This window comes from Streptomyces sp. NPDC059743, from assembly GCF_042732975.1.
Taxonomy (GTDB): Bacteria; Actinomycetota; Actinomycetes; order Streptomycetales; family Streptomycetaceae; genus Streptomyces.
On record NZ_JBHWGS010000030.1, the window covers coordinates 41,706 to 55,308 of the forward strand.

General features: G+C 67.4%; 14 protein-coding genes. 11 read left to right on the top strand and 3 right to left on the bottom strand.

Going from position 1 to position 13,603, the window contains the following annotated elements; all coding sequences use genetic code 11:
- Window positions 1-143 precede the first annotated feature (143 nt).
- Entirely contained in the window at window positions 144-1,472 is a 1,329-nt protein-coding gene (locus tag ACFV6H_RS36695; RefSeq protein ID WP_385551081.1) for a PP2C family protein-serine/threonine phosphatase, read from the top strand.
- Window positions 1,473-1,537: 65 nt separating this feature from the next.
- Here ACFV6H_RS36695 and ACFV6H_RS36700 read toward each other — a convergent pair whose 3' ends face one another.
- From ACFV6H_RS36700 to ACFV6H_RS36710, 3 genes are all read right to left on the bottom strand, one after another.
- Window positions 1,538-1,873: a DUF2516 family protein gene (locus ACFV6H_RS36700; protein WP_066951427.1), complete on the bottom strand. Its 336-nt coding sequence runs from the start codon at window positions 1,871-1,873 to the stop codon at window positions 1,538-1,540.
- Between the two features lie 179 nt (window positions 1,874-2,052).
- Window positions 2,053-2,745, bottom strand: coding sequence for a hypothetical protein (locus ACFV6H_RS36705; protein ID WP_384791683.1), 693 nt, complete (start codon window positions 2,743-2,745; stop codon window positions 2,053-2,055).
- Window positions 2,746-2,768: 23 nt separating this feature from the next.
- Window positions 2,769-3,254, bottom strand: a complete 486-nt coding sequence (locus ACFV6H_RS36710) for a helix-turn-helix domain-containing protein (protein WP_385551083.1) — start codon at window positions 3,252-3,254, stop codon at window positions 2,769-2,771.
- 261 nt (window positions 3,255-3,515) lie between these two features.
- Here ACFV6H_RS36710 and ACFV6H_RS36715 point away from each other — a divergent pair, with 261 nt between their 5' ends.
- The 10 genes from ACFV6H_RS36715 (at window position 3,516) to ACFV6H_RS36760 (ending at window position 13,398) form a co-directional block, all read left to right on the top strand.
- Window positions 3,516-4,298: a TnsA-like heteromeric transposase endonuclease subunit gene (locus tag ACFV6H_RS36715; protein ID WP_385551085.1), complete on the top strand. Its 783-nt coding sequence runs from the start codon at window positions 3,516-3,518 to the stop codon at window positions 4,296-4,298.
- Window positions 4,264-6,339 (top strand): Mu transposase C-terminal domain-containing protein, encoded by a 2,076-nt coding sequence (locus ACFV6H_RS36720; RefSeq protein ID WP_385551087.1) that lies wholly within the window; start codon window positions 4,264-4,266, stop codon window positions 6,337-6,339. The genes ACFV6H_RS36715 and ACFV6H_RS36720 overlap by 35 nt, the downstream gene beginning before the upstream one ends.
- Window positions 6,330-7,385: a TniB family NTP-binding protein gene (locus ACFV6H_RS36725; RefSeq protein ID WP_385551089.1), complete on the top strand. Its 1,056-nt coding sequence runs from the start codon at window positions 6,330-6,332 to the stop codon at window positions 7,383-7,385. Before ACFV6H_RS36720 ends, ACFV6H_RS36725 begins: the two co-directional genes overlap by 10 nt.
- A gap of 3 nt (window positions 7,386-7,388) precedes the next feature.
- Window positions 7,389-8,336, top strand: a complete 948-nt coding sequence (locus tag ACFV6H_RS36730) for a hypothetical protein (RefSeq protein WP_385551091.1) — start codon at window positions 7,389-7,391, stop codon at window positions 8,334-8,336.
- A gap of 79 nt (window positions 8,337-8,415) precedes the next feature.
- Complete coding sequence (locus ACFV6H_RS36735) at window positions 8,416-9,129, top strand: adenylate/guanylate cyclase domain-containing protein (RefSeq protein ID WP_385551093.1); 714 nt, start codon at window positions 8,416-8,418, stop codon at window positions 9,127-9,129.
- Between the two features lie 68 nt (window positions 9,130-9,197).
- On the top strand, window positions 9,198-9,626 hold the full coding sequence (locus ACFV6H_RS36740) for a Pycsar system effector family protein (RefSeq protein ID WP_385551095.1): 429 nt from the start codon (window positions 9,198-9,200) through the stop codon (window positions 9,624-9,626).
- A gap of 384 nt (window positions 9,627-10,010) precedes the next feature.
- The gene (locus ACFV6H_RS36745; RefSeq protein ID WP_385551105.1) at window positions 10,011-11,072 is read left to right on the top strand and encodes a protein kinase family protein; all 1,062 of its coding nucleotides are present in this window, start codon (window positions 10,011-10,013) and stop codon (window positions 11,070-11,072) included.
- Between the two features lie 134 nt (window positions 11,073-11,206).
- Entirely contained in the window at window positions 11,207-11,554 is a 348-nt protein-coding gene (locus ACFV6H_RS36750) for a TnsA-like heteromeric transposase endonuclease subunit (protein ID WP_385551097.1), read from the top strand.
- A 375-nt stretch (window positions 11,555-11,929) separates the two neighbouring features.
- A complete protein-coding gene (locus tag ACFV6H_RS36755; protein ID WP_385551099.1) occupies window positions 11,930-12,685 on the top strand; it encodes a hypothetical protein in 756 nt (251 codons plus the stop codon).
- Window positions 12,682-13,398, top strand: a complete 717-nt coding sequence (locus ACFV6H_RS36760) for a hypothetical protein (protein ID WP_385551101.1) — start codon at window positions 12,682-12,684, stop codon at window positions 13,396-13,398. The genes ACFV6H_RS36755 and ACFV6H_RS36760 overlap by 4 nt, the downstream gene beginning before the upstream one ends.
- The last annotated feature ends 205 nt before the right edge of the window (window positions 13,399-13,603 follow it).

Sequence of the window (13,603 nt, forward strand, 5' to 3'; positions counted from 1 at the left end):
GTGTGGCAGGCGGCATATGACGGTGGCTCTTCATCCTTATGCCATTCCACTGGGGCGGGAGCTAACGCTATGGTCCCCGTCTGGTGGAACGTCGATCGTCGTGCCACCCGCGCCCTCGGGGGGAGGGAAGGAAACCCAGACCGATGTCGGCACCCGTACCGGTACCCGTACCGCACCAGCGCACAGGTTCGACCGTGGAGAGGCGGCCCGCCGCCGAGAGCGCCGCGACCACAGGAAGCGACGAGACCACAGAGAGCAGCGAGACCACCAAAGGCGCCAAGGGCGGCAAGACCACCGAGGGCGGCGATCTCACGCTGCTGGTGATCGACGACGACCCGGCGGGCACGTTCACGGCTCCGGAGCTGCCGGAGGGCGCCGGCACCCGCGTCCGGATCCGTACGGCCCGTAATCTCACCGAGGCCGAGCGGCTGCTCACGGACGACATCGACTGCATCCTCGTGGACCTCGCCCTTCCCGGCTCCGGCGACAGCGACGATCTGGCCCCGCTCAAACGCGTACTGCGGCTCGCGCCTCGCCATGCCGTGCTCGCGCTGGCGGCGGAGGGCGATGTCGAGCGCGCGGCGGGCGCCGTACGGGCCGGTGCGCAGGACTATCTCTTCCGCGGCGAACTGGACGGGCGGCTGCTGAGCCGTGCCATCCGGTACGCGGTCGAGCGCAAGCGGGCGGACATCGCACAGCGCCAGCTCACCGAGTCCCGGCTGCGCGCACAGGAGAACGCGCGGCTGGAGCGTGGTCTGCTGCCCACTCCGCTGCTCCAGGGCTCGGATCTGACCTTCGCCGCCCACTACCGGCCCGGCAGATCGCGGGCCCTGCTCGGCGGCGACTTCTACGACACGGTCCGCACGCCGGACGGCACCGTACATGTGATGATCGGCGACGTCTGCGGCCATGGGCCCGACGAGGCGGCGCTCGGCGTGGAGCTGCGGATCGCCTGGCGCGCGCTGACGCTGGCGGGACTCTGCGGCGACCGGCTGCTCTCCACGCTCCAGCAGGTGCTGGAGCACGAGCGGGAGAGCGAGGAGATCTTCGCGACGCTCTGTACGGTCGACATCACGCCGGACGGGCGGCGGGCCGGGCTCTGTCTGGCCGGTCATCCCTCGCCGCTGATCACCCGGAACGGGCGGGCGGCGCACTTGCTCCCGTACGAGGAGGAGGGCGGCCCGGCGCTGGGACTGCTGCCGCGGGCGCGCTGGCCGCGCAGGCAGGTGGAGCTGGGCGCGTCATGGGGACTGATGCTGTACACGGACGGCCTGATCGAGGGCCGGGCGGCGCCCGGCGCCACGCGGCGTCTCGGCCAGGACGGCATGGTCGAGATGATCAACGCGCAGCTCGCGCGCGGGCTGACCGGCGACGATCTGCTGGAGTCGGCGGTCGCTCAGGCGCGGGAGCTGAACGGCGGCGAACTGACCGACGATGTGGCGGTGCTGCTGCTGGGCCGCGGCGGCGCGTGATCGATCCACCGGGGATCCGCCGGGATCAACGATTTTCCCTCTTTGCTGCCTCAGCGTTTGCCGTCTCAGCGCCCGCCGTTGTACGGACCGTAAGGACCGTCGCTGCTGGAACCGCCGCCACGGCGTCCGCCGCCGGAGATCTGGTGGATGGCGGGCCGTACGTCGACCATGAAGACGATCGTGGCGACCAGCCCGGCGATCTGGAGGAACAGCATCGGCACGAGGAGGTTCACGGCGACCGTGATCCCCAGGATGATGAGCCAGAACTTCTTGGTCTGCTTGTCGGCGGCCCGGTAGGCGTCCTCACGGGCCGTCGCGGAGAGGAACAGCGCGACGACGGCGAGGGCGAGCATCGCCAGATTGAGCAGCCAGAGGAATGTGCCGAAACCCGAGAGCAACATGCTGACACCGCCTGCCTGGTAGGTGGATGACCCCGTGGGTGGATGAGATATCTCGCGGCCCGTACGCCAAGGTACCTGGACAACGGACCGGACACCCGTGAGGTGCCCGGCCCGTTACGCTTCGGGACCGCCGGCCGCTGTTCGGCCGGGGCTGCCGGCCGCCGGCGCTGCCGCTCGGCTCACTTGGCGGACGGCGGAGTGCTCTTCTTGGCCGTCGTCGTCTTGCGCGGGGCGGTCTTCTTGGCCGCGGCCGTGGTCGTGACCGGCTTGGCGGCGGTGGTGCTCTTGGCCGTGGCGGGCTTGGGCGCGGCCTTGGTCTCGCTGTGCCTCGGCGCGGCCTTCGGCTCACTCTTCGGCGCCGGCCGGGACGTGGCCTTCGACTGCGTCCTGGACTCGTGCGTCCTGGGCTCGCGCTTCGGCTCGGGCTCGACGGCGACGGCGATCTCGGTGATCTGCTCGGCGCTCTCGCCACGCCAGGTCCGTACGGTCTGCTCGCCGCGCTCGGCGACCTTCTCGTACGTCTCCCGCGCCCGTACGGCGTACTCGGCGGCCATGCCCAGGCTCCGCATCGCCAGGTCCTGGGCGCTCTCGCCCAGCTTCTTCAGATCGGTGTCCAGCGAGCCGAACACCTCGCTGACCTTGGCCTGCACGGTCGCCTGGGCCTCCCGGGCCTGGATGGTGACCTTGTCCTGCACGGCCTTGGGGTCGGAGTTGCGTACGGCCTCCAGCCGCCCCGGAGCCTCGGCCCGGAACTGCTCGATCAGGCCCGGCACCTTCTTGGCCTGCTCCACGGCGATGTCGGCGGTGCCGGCCGCGAAGTAGAGAGGCGTCGGGTCGGTGAGGGTCTTGCGCAGGTCATCCACGATGGCCATGACTGGTGTCCTCCCGGATCAGTTCAGTGTGAGGGTTTTGCGGGTGGAGTGGCAGCACTGCCGTCGGCCGTGGGACCCCCGGCAGCGGCGACATCCGCACCGGCCGCCCGCTCCGTGGTCTCCGTACCGTCCGTACTCTCCGTACCTTCTGCGCTCTCCGCGTCGAGCGCGTTCTCCTTGCGGAACGACTCGTAGATCTGGAGCAGCACCTGCTTCTGCCGCTCGTTTATCGAGGGATCGGCGAGGATGACGGCACGCGTCTCCAGCTCCTCCCGCCCTCGCTCGTCCAACATCCCGGCCTGCACATACAGCGTCTCGGCGGAGATCCGCAGCGCCTTCGCGAGCTGCTGCAAAATATCCGCACTCGGCTTGCGCAGCCCGCGCTCGATCTGGCTCAGATACGGATTGGACACCCCGGCGGCATCGGCAAGCTGCCGCAACGACAACTGCGCACTGCGCCGCTGCTCACGCAGATACTCACCGAGATTGCCGACGTTGAGTGATGCCATACCCCCATACTGCGCCCGCCCGCTAACTATTGCAAGCGCATGCTTGCAATAGTGTTCCACGCAACTGTGACTGAGCCAGTTGTCCTGTCTCTGTGTCCTGTCTCCGCGATGTGTGGGCAGTCCTGCTCTTCCGTAGGCATGTGCGGTTGCGTCCCGGTCATGTGTGGGCAAGTTCTGGAGTGTTCCGGTCTTGTGTAGGTACGGCGGTCACCCCGCTTCTACGGTCGAAGTGGCTGGTCGATGTCGTACCGGAGGCCCGGGATGGATGCGGATGAGTTGTCGGCGGAGGACATCGAGCTGGAGTACGTCAGCACAGCCGGGGTCCGCGAACGGGGGCCTTTGAGCCGGTTGTGGCCGGTGCGGTTCGAGTCGGTACAGCCCGAGCGCCGGTTCCCGGCTTTCCGACGCCAGGGCAACTGGTGCGGCTGGTACTGGTCGGCGACCTGCGGCGGGCATGTGGGCTATGAGTCGTGGCTGGAGCGCGACCGTCTGATGCTGCTCGACTTCGATCCGCTGGTGACGGGCATGGCGTCGCAGCCGTTCCGGCTGTCGTGGACCAGCACGGATGGGAAGCGGGTGCGGCATACGCCGGATTTCTTCGTCCGCCGCGCCGACGGCACGGGCCTGGTGGTGGATGTGCGTCCGGATGAGCGGATCGAGCCGGATGACGCGGCGAAGTTCGCCGTGACGGCGGCGGCTTGCCGAGCGGTGGGCTGGGACTTCCAACGGGTGGGCACGCCGGAGGCGGTGCTGATGGCGAACGTGCGGTGGCTGGGCGGCTACCGGCATCCGCGAGTGCACCGCCCGCAGGTCGCTGCCCGCCTGGTGGAGGTGTTCGCCGACGGCGGCGGGCTGCTGGCCGGTGCCCGGCGGGTGGGTGATCAGATCGGGGTGCTGCCGGTGCTGTTCCACCTGCTCTGGCGTCGGGTCCTGGCCGTGGATCTGGAGGCCGGGCTGTTGTCGGCTCACTCGCGTGTCCGGCTCGGCATGGCAGAGGAAGGGAGCGGGAATGGCGTCACGTCCGCGGCTGCTGCGAGCAGGTGACCTGGTCCGGTTCGACGGACGTGTGCACACGGTGGTGGCGCTGGAGGGGACCGCGGTCCGGCTGGTTGACGAGGCACAGTCGGCGAGCGTGGTGATGCTGGCCCATCTGCTGTCCTCCACCGGCTTCGAGGTGGTCACCCCCGCCTCGGCGCGGACGGTGGTCCCGGCCGCCGGGGTGCTGGAGGGACTTCCGGCCAAGGCGGTCGAGCGAGCCGAGTGGTGGCAGCGGCACCTGGTGGAGATGCTCACGGGCCGCCCGCTGGACGATCCGCAGGGGACGGTGCGGGCCGATTACGACCCTTCGGTGAAATCGCTGCGGCAGCGGGAGCTGACCAAGGCTGCCGAACTGGCTGCGGCCGGGCATGCCACATCGCTGGCGCTGATCCAGAGGATGAGGCGCCGCTTCGAGGATGAGGGGGTGCTGGGGCTGGTCGACCCGCGGCTGCGGGCCGTCTCGGACGGAACGGGCCGCGCGGACCGGCGGGTGGTCGAGGCCCTGCGCAGGGTCGTGGACGAGCAGACGGGCCGTTCCACGGTCTCCGCACAGGTGCTGCGGCGTCGGATGGAACGCGAGTTGGAGTCTGAGCACGGGCCCGGGGTGGTGCCGTTGCCGTCGCGCACAGCCTTCTACCGGCTGCTGAAGACGCTCGCCTCCGGCCGTCACACGCTGGGTTCGGCCCGCACCCGCCGTTCGCTGGCCAAGCAGCCGGACGGCATGTTCGGCCAGCTGACCGCGGCCCGGCCGGGCGAGGTGATGGAGATCGACTCGACTCCGCTGGATGTGCTGGTCGTGCACGACGACGGCACGGTGGACACCGTCGAACTGACCGGCATCGTGGACATCGCGACCCGCACGCTGGCCGCAGCGGTGCTGCGGCCGTCGACGAAGGCCGTGGATGCCGCGCTGCTGCTGGCGCGGGCGATGACGCCGGAGCCGATCCGGCCGGGCTGGGCAGACGCTTTGCGGATGTCCCGCTCGGTGCTGCCGCACGCTTCGCTCATGGCGCTGGACGAACGGCTGGCCCAGGCGGCGGCCGTTCCGGTGATCACGCCGGAGACGATCGTCTGTGACCGGGGCAAGGCCTATATCTCCGACACGTTCCGCTCGGCCTGTCAGGCGCTGGGGATCTCCTTCCAGCCTGCCCACCCTGACACCCCGACGGACAAGCCGCATGTCGAGCGGACGCTGGGCTCGGTGGCCTCGATGTTCGTCCAGCATCTGCCCGGCCACAAGGGACGCAGCACCGAACACCGCGGCAGTGATCCGGCCGCGGAGGCGGTCTGGACGATCCATCAGCTCCAGGAGTTGTTGCAGGAGTGGATCGTCCACTGGCAGAACCGGCCGCACGACGGGCTGCGGGACCCGCTGATGCCCGGCACGGCGTTGACTCCGAACGAGAAGTACGCCGCTCTGGTCGCGGCGGCCGGACATGTCCCGGTCGCGCTCAGCCCGGACGAGTACATCGAGCTGCTGTCCCGCTGCCGGCGGCGCATCAACTCCTACGGTGTCCGTCTGGGCCACCGCACCTACGACAGCGCGGAGTTGAACCCGTTCCGCCGCCAGCCGTCCGGCACCGGCCCGGACGGGCGGAGCTGGGAGGTCCACTACGACCCCTACGACATCTCCCGCGTCTGGGTGCGCAACCACCACGACGGCGGCTGGATCACCGCCGTCTGGCGGCACCTTCGCACCGCCCCGACACCGATGGGCGAACTCGCCTGGGACCACGCTCGCCGCATCCTGGCCCAGCGCGGCACCGACCCGGCGACCGAGGACGAGATCGCCCAGGCCGCCGTCGCCCTGCTGGATCGCGCCACCGACGGCCCGGAGGACAAACCCGCGAAAGCGTCCCGCGCATCGCGCCGGGGACGCAAGGTCGCCGCCCGGACCCGGGCCACCGCCGAGCCTTCCTGGCCCCGGCCCGACGAGCCGGCCGAAGAGCCCGCCGCCGAACCGGTGCAGACGGACGAGGACGAACTCGCCGATGTGATCCCGCTGGAGATATTCGACGCACGCAAGGAGGCCGAACGGTGGTGGTGAACACCCCGGAGCCGGACGGCGAGGACATGCTGGAGCCCGGCGAGGACCGCACGGACCCGTCCACGCGCCTGGAGGGCTGGCGCCGGTTCGTCGAAGAGGACCCGGCCGTCTTCGAGCTGCTGCCCGATGAGCAGTGGCAGGCCCTAAGTCCGCCAATGCGGGATGCCTACGACGAGGCCCGCATCGCCTACCACTCCGAACTCCAGGTCGTGCGCACGTCCACGGTCAAGGACATCGCCCACCAGGGACGGCTGCTGACCCTGCTCAACCAGCGTGAGCACGGCGCCCGCCGCGGACTCATCGTCTCCGGGGAATGGACCACCGGGAAGACCACCGCGCTCAAGCAGCTCGGCCGCCTGCACGAACTGCGCGTCCGGCAGCGCTACCCGGGAAGCGACCGCATCCCGGTCGTCTACATCACCGCCCCGCCCAAAGGCTCCCCGCGCAAACTCGCCATGGAGTTCGCCCGGTTCCTCGGCCTGCCCGTGATCGGCCCGAGGCACAACACCATCGACGTCACCAGCGCCGTCTGCCAGGTGCTGATCGAGGCCCGCACGGACCTGGTCCTGGTCGACGAGATCCACCTGCTCAACCACGCCACCATCGCCGGGGAAGACCTCTCCGACCACCTCAAATACTTCACCGAGCACCTGCCCGCGACCTTCGTCTATGCCGGCATCAACGTCGAACAGTCCGGGCTGTTCACCGGCATCCGCGGCAAGCAGCTCGCCGGACGCTGCGTCCTCATCCGCACCAGCCCCTTCCCCCTCAACACCGAGTGGCGGTCCCTGATCGCCTCCATGGAGAACACCCTCCGCCTGCACCGGCACGAGCCGAACACCCTGGTGAAGATGGCTAAATACCTACACCAGCGCACCGGAGGCATGATCGGAAGCCTCTCCCACCTCATCCGGGCGTCGTCAATCTCCGCGATCCTGGACGGGAGCGAGCGCATCACCCGGACCACGGTCAAGAACATCCGCATCGACCACAGCAGCGAGTCCTCCGCCCGCGGACGCACCGACTCTCTGACCCGCACCGGCTGAACCATGGGATTCCACCCGGCACTCATCCGCCCGCTGCCCATCACCCTGCCGCCGTTCCCCGGCGAGTGCGAATCGTCTTACTGGAACCGTCTGGCCCTCGCGAACCGCGTCCCCCTGGCCCGCCTGCGCTCTCCCTCGCTCTGGCTCAACTCCCGCCTCACCAACCTCGATGCCCTCTGCATCCTCAGCGGCCAGTCCCGGCAGAGCCTGGCCAGAGCCATCCCCGGCCTCCGCGCGGAGAACGTCTCGCCCACGAGGAAAACCCACGCCCCGGCCCCCGACCACGTGGTCCGCTGGGCCTGCCGCCGCTGCGTCCCTGCACGCACCGGTTCGACGCTCCCCGCCCAGGTCTGGGCTTCCGTCCACGACAACGTCTGCCTCCGCCACAACCTCTGGATTGGCAAGAACGTCTTCGCCCCCGAACAGCAGTTTGACTTGTCCCGAACCCCCGACGTCATCCGCGCCCAACGCCACTGCCGGCGACTCCAGAGGCGCTACGGTCCGACCGTCATCGGTGCCTGTTACGACGCGACCGGCAAGCTCTGGAGCGGTCTGGCCCACCGCCACTACCGGCTCACCCGCCGAGCCGAACTCCTCCACGACATGGTCCGGTTCAAGGCACCGGCAGCCGAACCGGACAAGGCAACCCCATGGCTGATCGCAGCGGGATACCCCGAACACGTCACCCTGATCAGCCTGTTCGCATCGGTCCATTGGCGACGGTCGATCCTCAGCGACGACCTCCTCGTCGTCACACAGGCCCTCGCTGAATTCCACCGCCGCTTCCCGATGCAGGCACCCCTACGGGGCACCAGTCGCTCCTGGCTCAGCACGACCCTTGAGGCCACAGCCAGGCATATCGAAGCCCTGTTGGATCCCCGTCCAGACCGACTGGCCGATCCGCAGGCCGAGGGCGAGGACAGCGGTCCATGTCAGGGTGGCGCAGGGTGAACAGTTCGGTCTGAGCCGATTGTCAGACCTCGTTGCTAGCGTGGTGTTCCTCTAGCAACACGAAGAAACGGAGCCTTTGATGGGGCTTGCCGATGACATCAGCACTGCTGTCACGGATGTGGTGTGCTCGGACTGGGACGTGCGCACCGGCACAGTCGTCCCAGGCACAGACGACGTCAAACTGAAGAACGGCGCTGTCGAACTTGACGCCGTCTACCTGTATGCCGACCTGGCCGATTCCACCGGCCTCGCCCGCGACTTCACCAAGAAGACAGCCGCGAAAGTCATCCGCGCCTACCTCGACGCGACCTGCCGGGTCATCCGGGCGCGCGGCGGCGAGATCCGCAGCTTCGACGGTGACCGTGTCATGGCCATCTTCGTCGGAGACTCCAAGAACTCGGAGGCCGCGAAGTGCGGCCTCCAGATCCACTACGTGGTCAACCAGATCGTCCGCCCCAAAGTGGAAGCGAACCTTCCCGCGATCAAGAACAAAGGGTTCGTGGTCAAGCACTGCGTGGGCATCGACTCAGGCAAGGCGCTGGTCGTCCGAGGTGGAGTCCGCGGCCACAACGACCTCGTCTCGATCGGCCGTTCACCAAATGTGGCAGCGAAGCTGAGCGACGTGCGCTCTGCCTACCGGACCTACATCACCAAGGCGGTCTTCGACAGTTTGAACGACAAGTCCAAGTACGGCGGCGAGGACAAGAAACTGATGTGGGACGGACCCGCCACCCTCAAGGTGGGCGGCGAGGACATGTCCGTCTACCGGTCAACCTGGCACTGGAAGCCATGACTTCGACCCCAGAGTCCCGCGAAACGGCCTGGCGGATCCACACGGCAATCGGGGAGTGGACCGCCAGAGTGGACGCGAAGGCATCCTTCGCGCTCACCCTGGAATCCGCAGCACTCGCCGGGATCGTCGCACTCTCCGACAAAGATCACCTCTTCGGCAGCCTCAAGGGCTACGGCGCGCGCTCACTGCTGTGGATCGGCACCCTGTTGATCCTGGCCGGCGCCGTTCTCGCGATCCTGGTTGTCGTTCCGCGACTCCGGAAATCAAAGGTTGAACCAGAAGCCGGGCAGAACTTCGTCTACTTCGGCCACCTGCAGTTCTGGGACGCCTCCACCCTGGAGCAGGCCCTGCAACAAGAAGACGTTCTACCCGTCTTGGCCCGCCAACTTGTTGTCACCAGTCGAATCGCCTGGCAGAAGCATCGCTTCGTCCAGCTCTCGTTCCTGCTCGCCGCACTCGGCGGCGTCTTCGTCTTCTTCGCAGGAATCGCGGCCTGACCTCAGGAAAAACTCGGCAAGGTGACGGCTGCTTACGGTTGGGCGGGACAGAAGGAGGCACCCACGTCCCACCCAACCGTAAGCACCGCTGGTCACAGCCTCGCCCTGCCTACAATTATCTGGGACAGGACACTCTGTGATTGTCCGTTCCCAGTACTTGTGCAGGTTTCCCGGTGGATCTGCTCGGTGAAGTGATCGGGTCCCAGTCGTTCTGCACAGTGAGGTCTCTCGCAGGTTGCCCTACGGACGTCGCTCGGCGAAGGCACTCCCTGCCCGGCCTGTCAGCCTTCGCGTACAGTGCGCAGGCAGCAGCCGGTGGGCACTCGCGTGCATGGTGGAAACGAGGTCGGCATCCCAATGCAGGCAGCGGCCGTGCATCTCGATATGCCGGAAAGCGCACGCTTGGCCGCCTACAGCACAGTCTCCACGTCCCTCGCCCTGCAAAGTGATCGTCGACTGGGCGAGCTCGTTGACGCCGCCACACCCCTCGGCTCCGGTATCGGCGGCAGGTCTGCGCTACTGGAGGTTGACGGGAAGCCGGTCTTCGTGAAGCGGGTGCCGCTCACGGATATGGAGCGGCTGCCGGAGCACGCACGATCCACGGCCAACCTGTTCGGGATTCCTACCTTCTGCCAGTACGGCGTCGGTGGGGGGCCTGGTTTCGGGGCATGGCGGGAGCTCGCCGTTCACACGATGACGACGAACTGGGTGCTCGGGGGGCAGTACCAAGGGTTCCCGATGATGTACCACTGGCGCGTGCTGCCGGACACGGCCGCGCTTCCCGAGGAACTCGCGGACGTGGAGCAGGTCGTGGCCTATTGGGGAGGCAGGCCGGAGGTGCGCCGTCGCATCGAGGCCCTTGAGCAGTCCTCTGCGAGCCTCGCGCTGTTCCTGGAGTACATCCCTCAGACGCTCGACGAGTGGCTTACCGAGCAGGTACAGACTGGTGAAGAGTCCGCCAACCGGGCTTGTTCCCTGGTGGAGGGCGAGTTGGAGGCCGGCACGTCCTTCATGAACGCTCGTGGGCTTCTGCACTTCGACGCCCATTTTCAGAACATCCTGGTCGACGGCCGACGCCTTTACTTCGCCGACTACGGCCTCGCCATCTCGTCCCGATTCGATCTGTCACCGTCCGAGACCAGCTTCTTCGAACTGCACAGGAGCTACGACCGCTGCTACACGCGCAGCTGGCTGGTGAACAGGCTGATCACGAAGCTATACGGATACGACCGGAAAGACCGCGAGGCACTTATCCGCGCATGCGCGGAAGGAGAGGACCCGCCGGACGGGCCGCAAGAGGCCAGGGCAATCCTCTCCCGCCATGCACCGCTCGCCGCAGTGATGACGGACTTCTACGTCAAGATCCAGGACGAGAACAGGGAGACTCCGTACCCGTTGGAGGCGCTCCGCCGGGCCCTCCATGCAGACAGGTCACGTCGCAGCTGAGCAGATACTCAGCTTGTCCTGAGGCGTCAGGCATCTCCACGTGCTCCGCGTGAGGTTCTCCGGTCGATCACCTGGATGAGGGGTTTGGTCCCGTTCTTCCTTCTCGGTCCCACTGCTTCTGCACAGTGGTTCCTATGGCGGGAACGATCCAGCAGGCATTGCCCACGGTGGACCGGTTCGAGGTCGGGTGGCGGGATGACGAGGGTGAGCATCGGCTGCCGTTGGCGGATGCGGTCTCGGTGCCGTTCGAGGCCGGGCGGCCGGTCCGCGGCTTCCCGTCCTATCGCGGGCAGCGGCATTTCCCTGGGTTGTATTGGTCGTCGACGACCGGTGGGCACGTGGGGTTCGAGTCCTGGTTGGAGCGGGATCACGCGATGCTGCTCGACTTCACGCCGCAGGTGATGGGGTTGCTGTCGCAGCCGTTGTGGCTGTTCTTGGAGGACGAGCGGGGCAAACGGATCTCGCACGCTCTGGACTACTGATGATGTTCCCGACGGCTTCCTTGGGAGGGAGCTGGGCGAGGCGGTCATTCCGGCGTGAGAGCAGAAGAGGTTGGTTCTTGTTCTGCAACGACATGCGGCACCTGCCCACAGACCTGCGCTGGACCGGCTTCCCGTCCGAACTCCACATCTGACCGAGAAGACCGTTTGCCCAGACTTGAGTGAGACGACCTTGCGAGACCGGTCTCACTCAAGTCCGGGCACCGCAGCTCAGCGGCCATGCCTCACCCGGACTTATCCGAGACCGGACAGCGAGTGTCCCGGCTCATGCGATCCGCTCTGGCCTCGGAGAGCCTCGGAGAGCCTCGATCGGCAGTTGGTCGGCCCGAGTTTCGGCGGTCGGCGTAGCCTTCGTCGGTGGCAATCGGAAAAAATCATCCGGGCGATTCGGCTGTGGCCGACCTACCCGAGCCCGAGGCGCTGCTCCGCGACACCGATTGGGCCGTTCTGGATCATGCAAGAGGGGCCGCCGAGGACATCCCTGCCGCGCTGGCCGCACTCCATCACCCGGATCCTTCAGTCCGAGCCCGGGCCCTTGAGCACGGTCTGGAGCCAGTGCGCCACCAGAACACCATTTACCCGGCAACGCCACCTGCTGCCCTGTACATCGCCGCGATCTTGTCCGACCCGAGAACCACCGAGGTCGGCACATACGAGCTCCAGCAGCGCCACCGCCGGGAGACACGGCAACTTCCGCTACGCGCAGCGCTGCTGGACTGGCTGCATCTCCTTGCGCTCGACACCAACGACGAGTGCCTGGAGGTCACCAGGCGTTACGGCTTCGAAGACCCGCACATGGAACGCGTGCGCGCCATGCGCCCTGCGCTCTTCCGTGCCGTGGCCGTATTCCTCCACGATGAGAACCCCGACGTGCGCCACGCCGCTCTGGCCGCCGCCATACCCCTCGCGGAGGACCCCGCCCTCGAAGATGTCCGGGTTGAGCTTGTACCGCTTGCACACAAGCTCCTCGCCACGAGTACCGACCACCGGCACAGGACATGCGTGATCGACGGTCTGCGCGCTTGGGGCCACGACGTCCAGGACCCGCCCCCGGGGCCCTCCGCGCCCAGCCCGTCCTCTGTCCCTCCGACGGCCCCCTTGAGGTTTCCGTGACACCGATGCACGACTGCCGCATGGAAGTCGGTCGCGTCCCTGAGCTTCTGGAGCGGGTGAAGCGCGAGGACGACGCCGAAGCGTGGGATGAGCTGGACTACCGGCTGGTCCTCGAACAGGACCTGGTGTTCCCCGCAAGCTTTGCCTCCCTGCCCCACCTGGTACGTCTCGCGGCGAGAAGCTCGCGGGCCCGCGGGCTGGCCGGCTCGATCATCCGACGCGCGGCAGGGCACCACGGCTGCGACCACCTGCTGGCGAACTGCGCCAGTGCAATCACGGAGTTTCGTGCGCTGCTGGACCGATACCTGCGATCACGGCCGATCGACTACCTGGAGACGTTTCTCGCGCTGCTCGCGGTCGCGGAGCAGTACCACTGGGCAGCCGTCCTGGGGGACTTCACTGACGACTTTTACCACCTGCCCTGCCCTCACTGTGCCGTGGACGTGACGATCGCCATCGGAGACTACGGACGCTATTCGGCGATCCGGAACTGGAACCTGGGAGACATCGACCGGCGCGACCTGCGGCGTGCAGCCCCCGATGAACTGTCCGGCACCGGCCGATGGATGTACGAGACCGCCGTCCGAGACGGGCAAGGAACGCTCGCCGACGGAATCACCTATCTCTTCGGCAAGGCCGAATGCCCGCGCTGCGCCAGCGTTTTCGACATCGCGGACGAGTACACCTCCGCCAACCTCCCCGTTCTGCAATAAGCCACGGCGAACCGGAAACGATCCGCTGGTTGGTGTTACCTGCCTCGATCCGTCGCACCGTCGCAAGAAGAATCAAGAAGAATCCCGATGACGGCTGATGTGGTGCTGCCTTAGTACTCCAGCGGGATTTCGTGTCCTGGGCTGGTTCTTCGGTTGTAGTGGGATCGTTGTGCTGTGGCTTGGTGTTTTCTGCGCCAGTGTGACC

Bases quoted from the DNA above. Each gene is read 5' to 3' on its own strand.
- ACFV6H_RS36750 (WP_385551097.1), top strand. From the start codon at position 11,207: ATGGCGGGAACGATCCAGCAGGCATTGCCCACGGTGGACCGGTTCGAG.
- ACFV6H_RS36720 (WP_385551087.1), top strand. From the start codon at position 4,264: ATGGCGTCACGTCCGCGGCTGCTGCGAGCAGGTGACCTGGTCCGGTTC.
- ACFV6H_RS36715 (WP_385551085.1), top strand. From the start codon at position 3,516: ATGGATGCGGATGAGTTGTCGGCGGAGGACATCGAGCTGGAGTACGTC.
- ACFV6H_RS36745 (WP_385551105.1), top strand. From the start codon at position 10,011: ATGCCGGAAAGCGCACGCTTGGCCGCCTACAGCACAGTCTCCACGTCC.
- ACFV6H_RS36735 (WP_385551093.1), top strand. From the start codon at position 8,416: ATGGGGCTTGCCGATGACATCAGCACTGCTGTCACGGATGTGGTGTGC.
- ACFV6H_RS36705 (WP_384791683.1), bottom strand. From the start codon at position 2,745: ATGGCCATCGTGGATGACCTGCGCAAGACCCTCACCGACCCGACGCCT.
- ACFV6H_RS36730 (WP_385551091.1), top strand. From the start codon at position 7,389: ATGGGATTCCACCCGGCACTCATCCGCCCGCTGCCCATCACCCTGCCG.
- ACFV6H_RS36700 (WP_066951427.1), bottom strand. From the start codon at position 1,873: ATGTTGCTCTCGGGTTTCGGCACATTCCTCTGGCTGCTCAATCTGGCG.
- ACFV6H_RS36710 (WP_385551083.1), bottom strand. From the start codon at position 3,254: ATGGCATCACTCAACGTCGGCAATCTCGGTGAGTATCTGCGTGAGCAG.
- ACFV6H_RS36695 (WP_385551081.1), top strand. From the start codon at position 144: ATGTCGGCACCCGTACCGGTACCCGTACCGCACCAGCGCACAGGTTCG.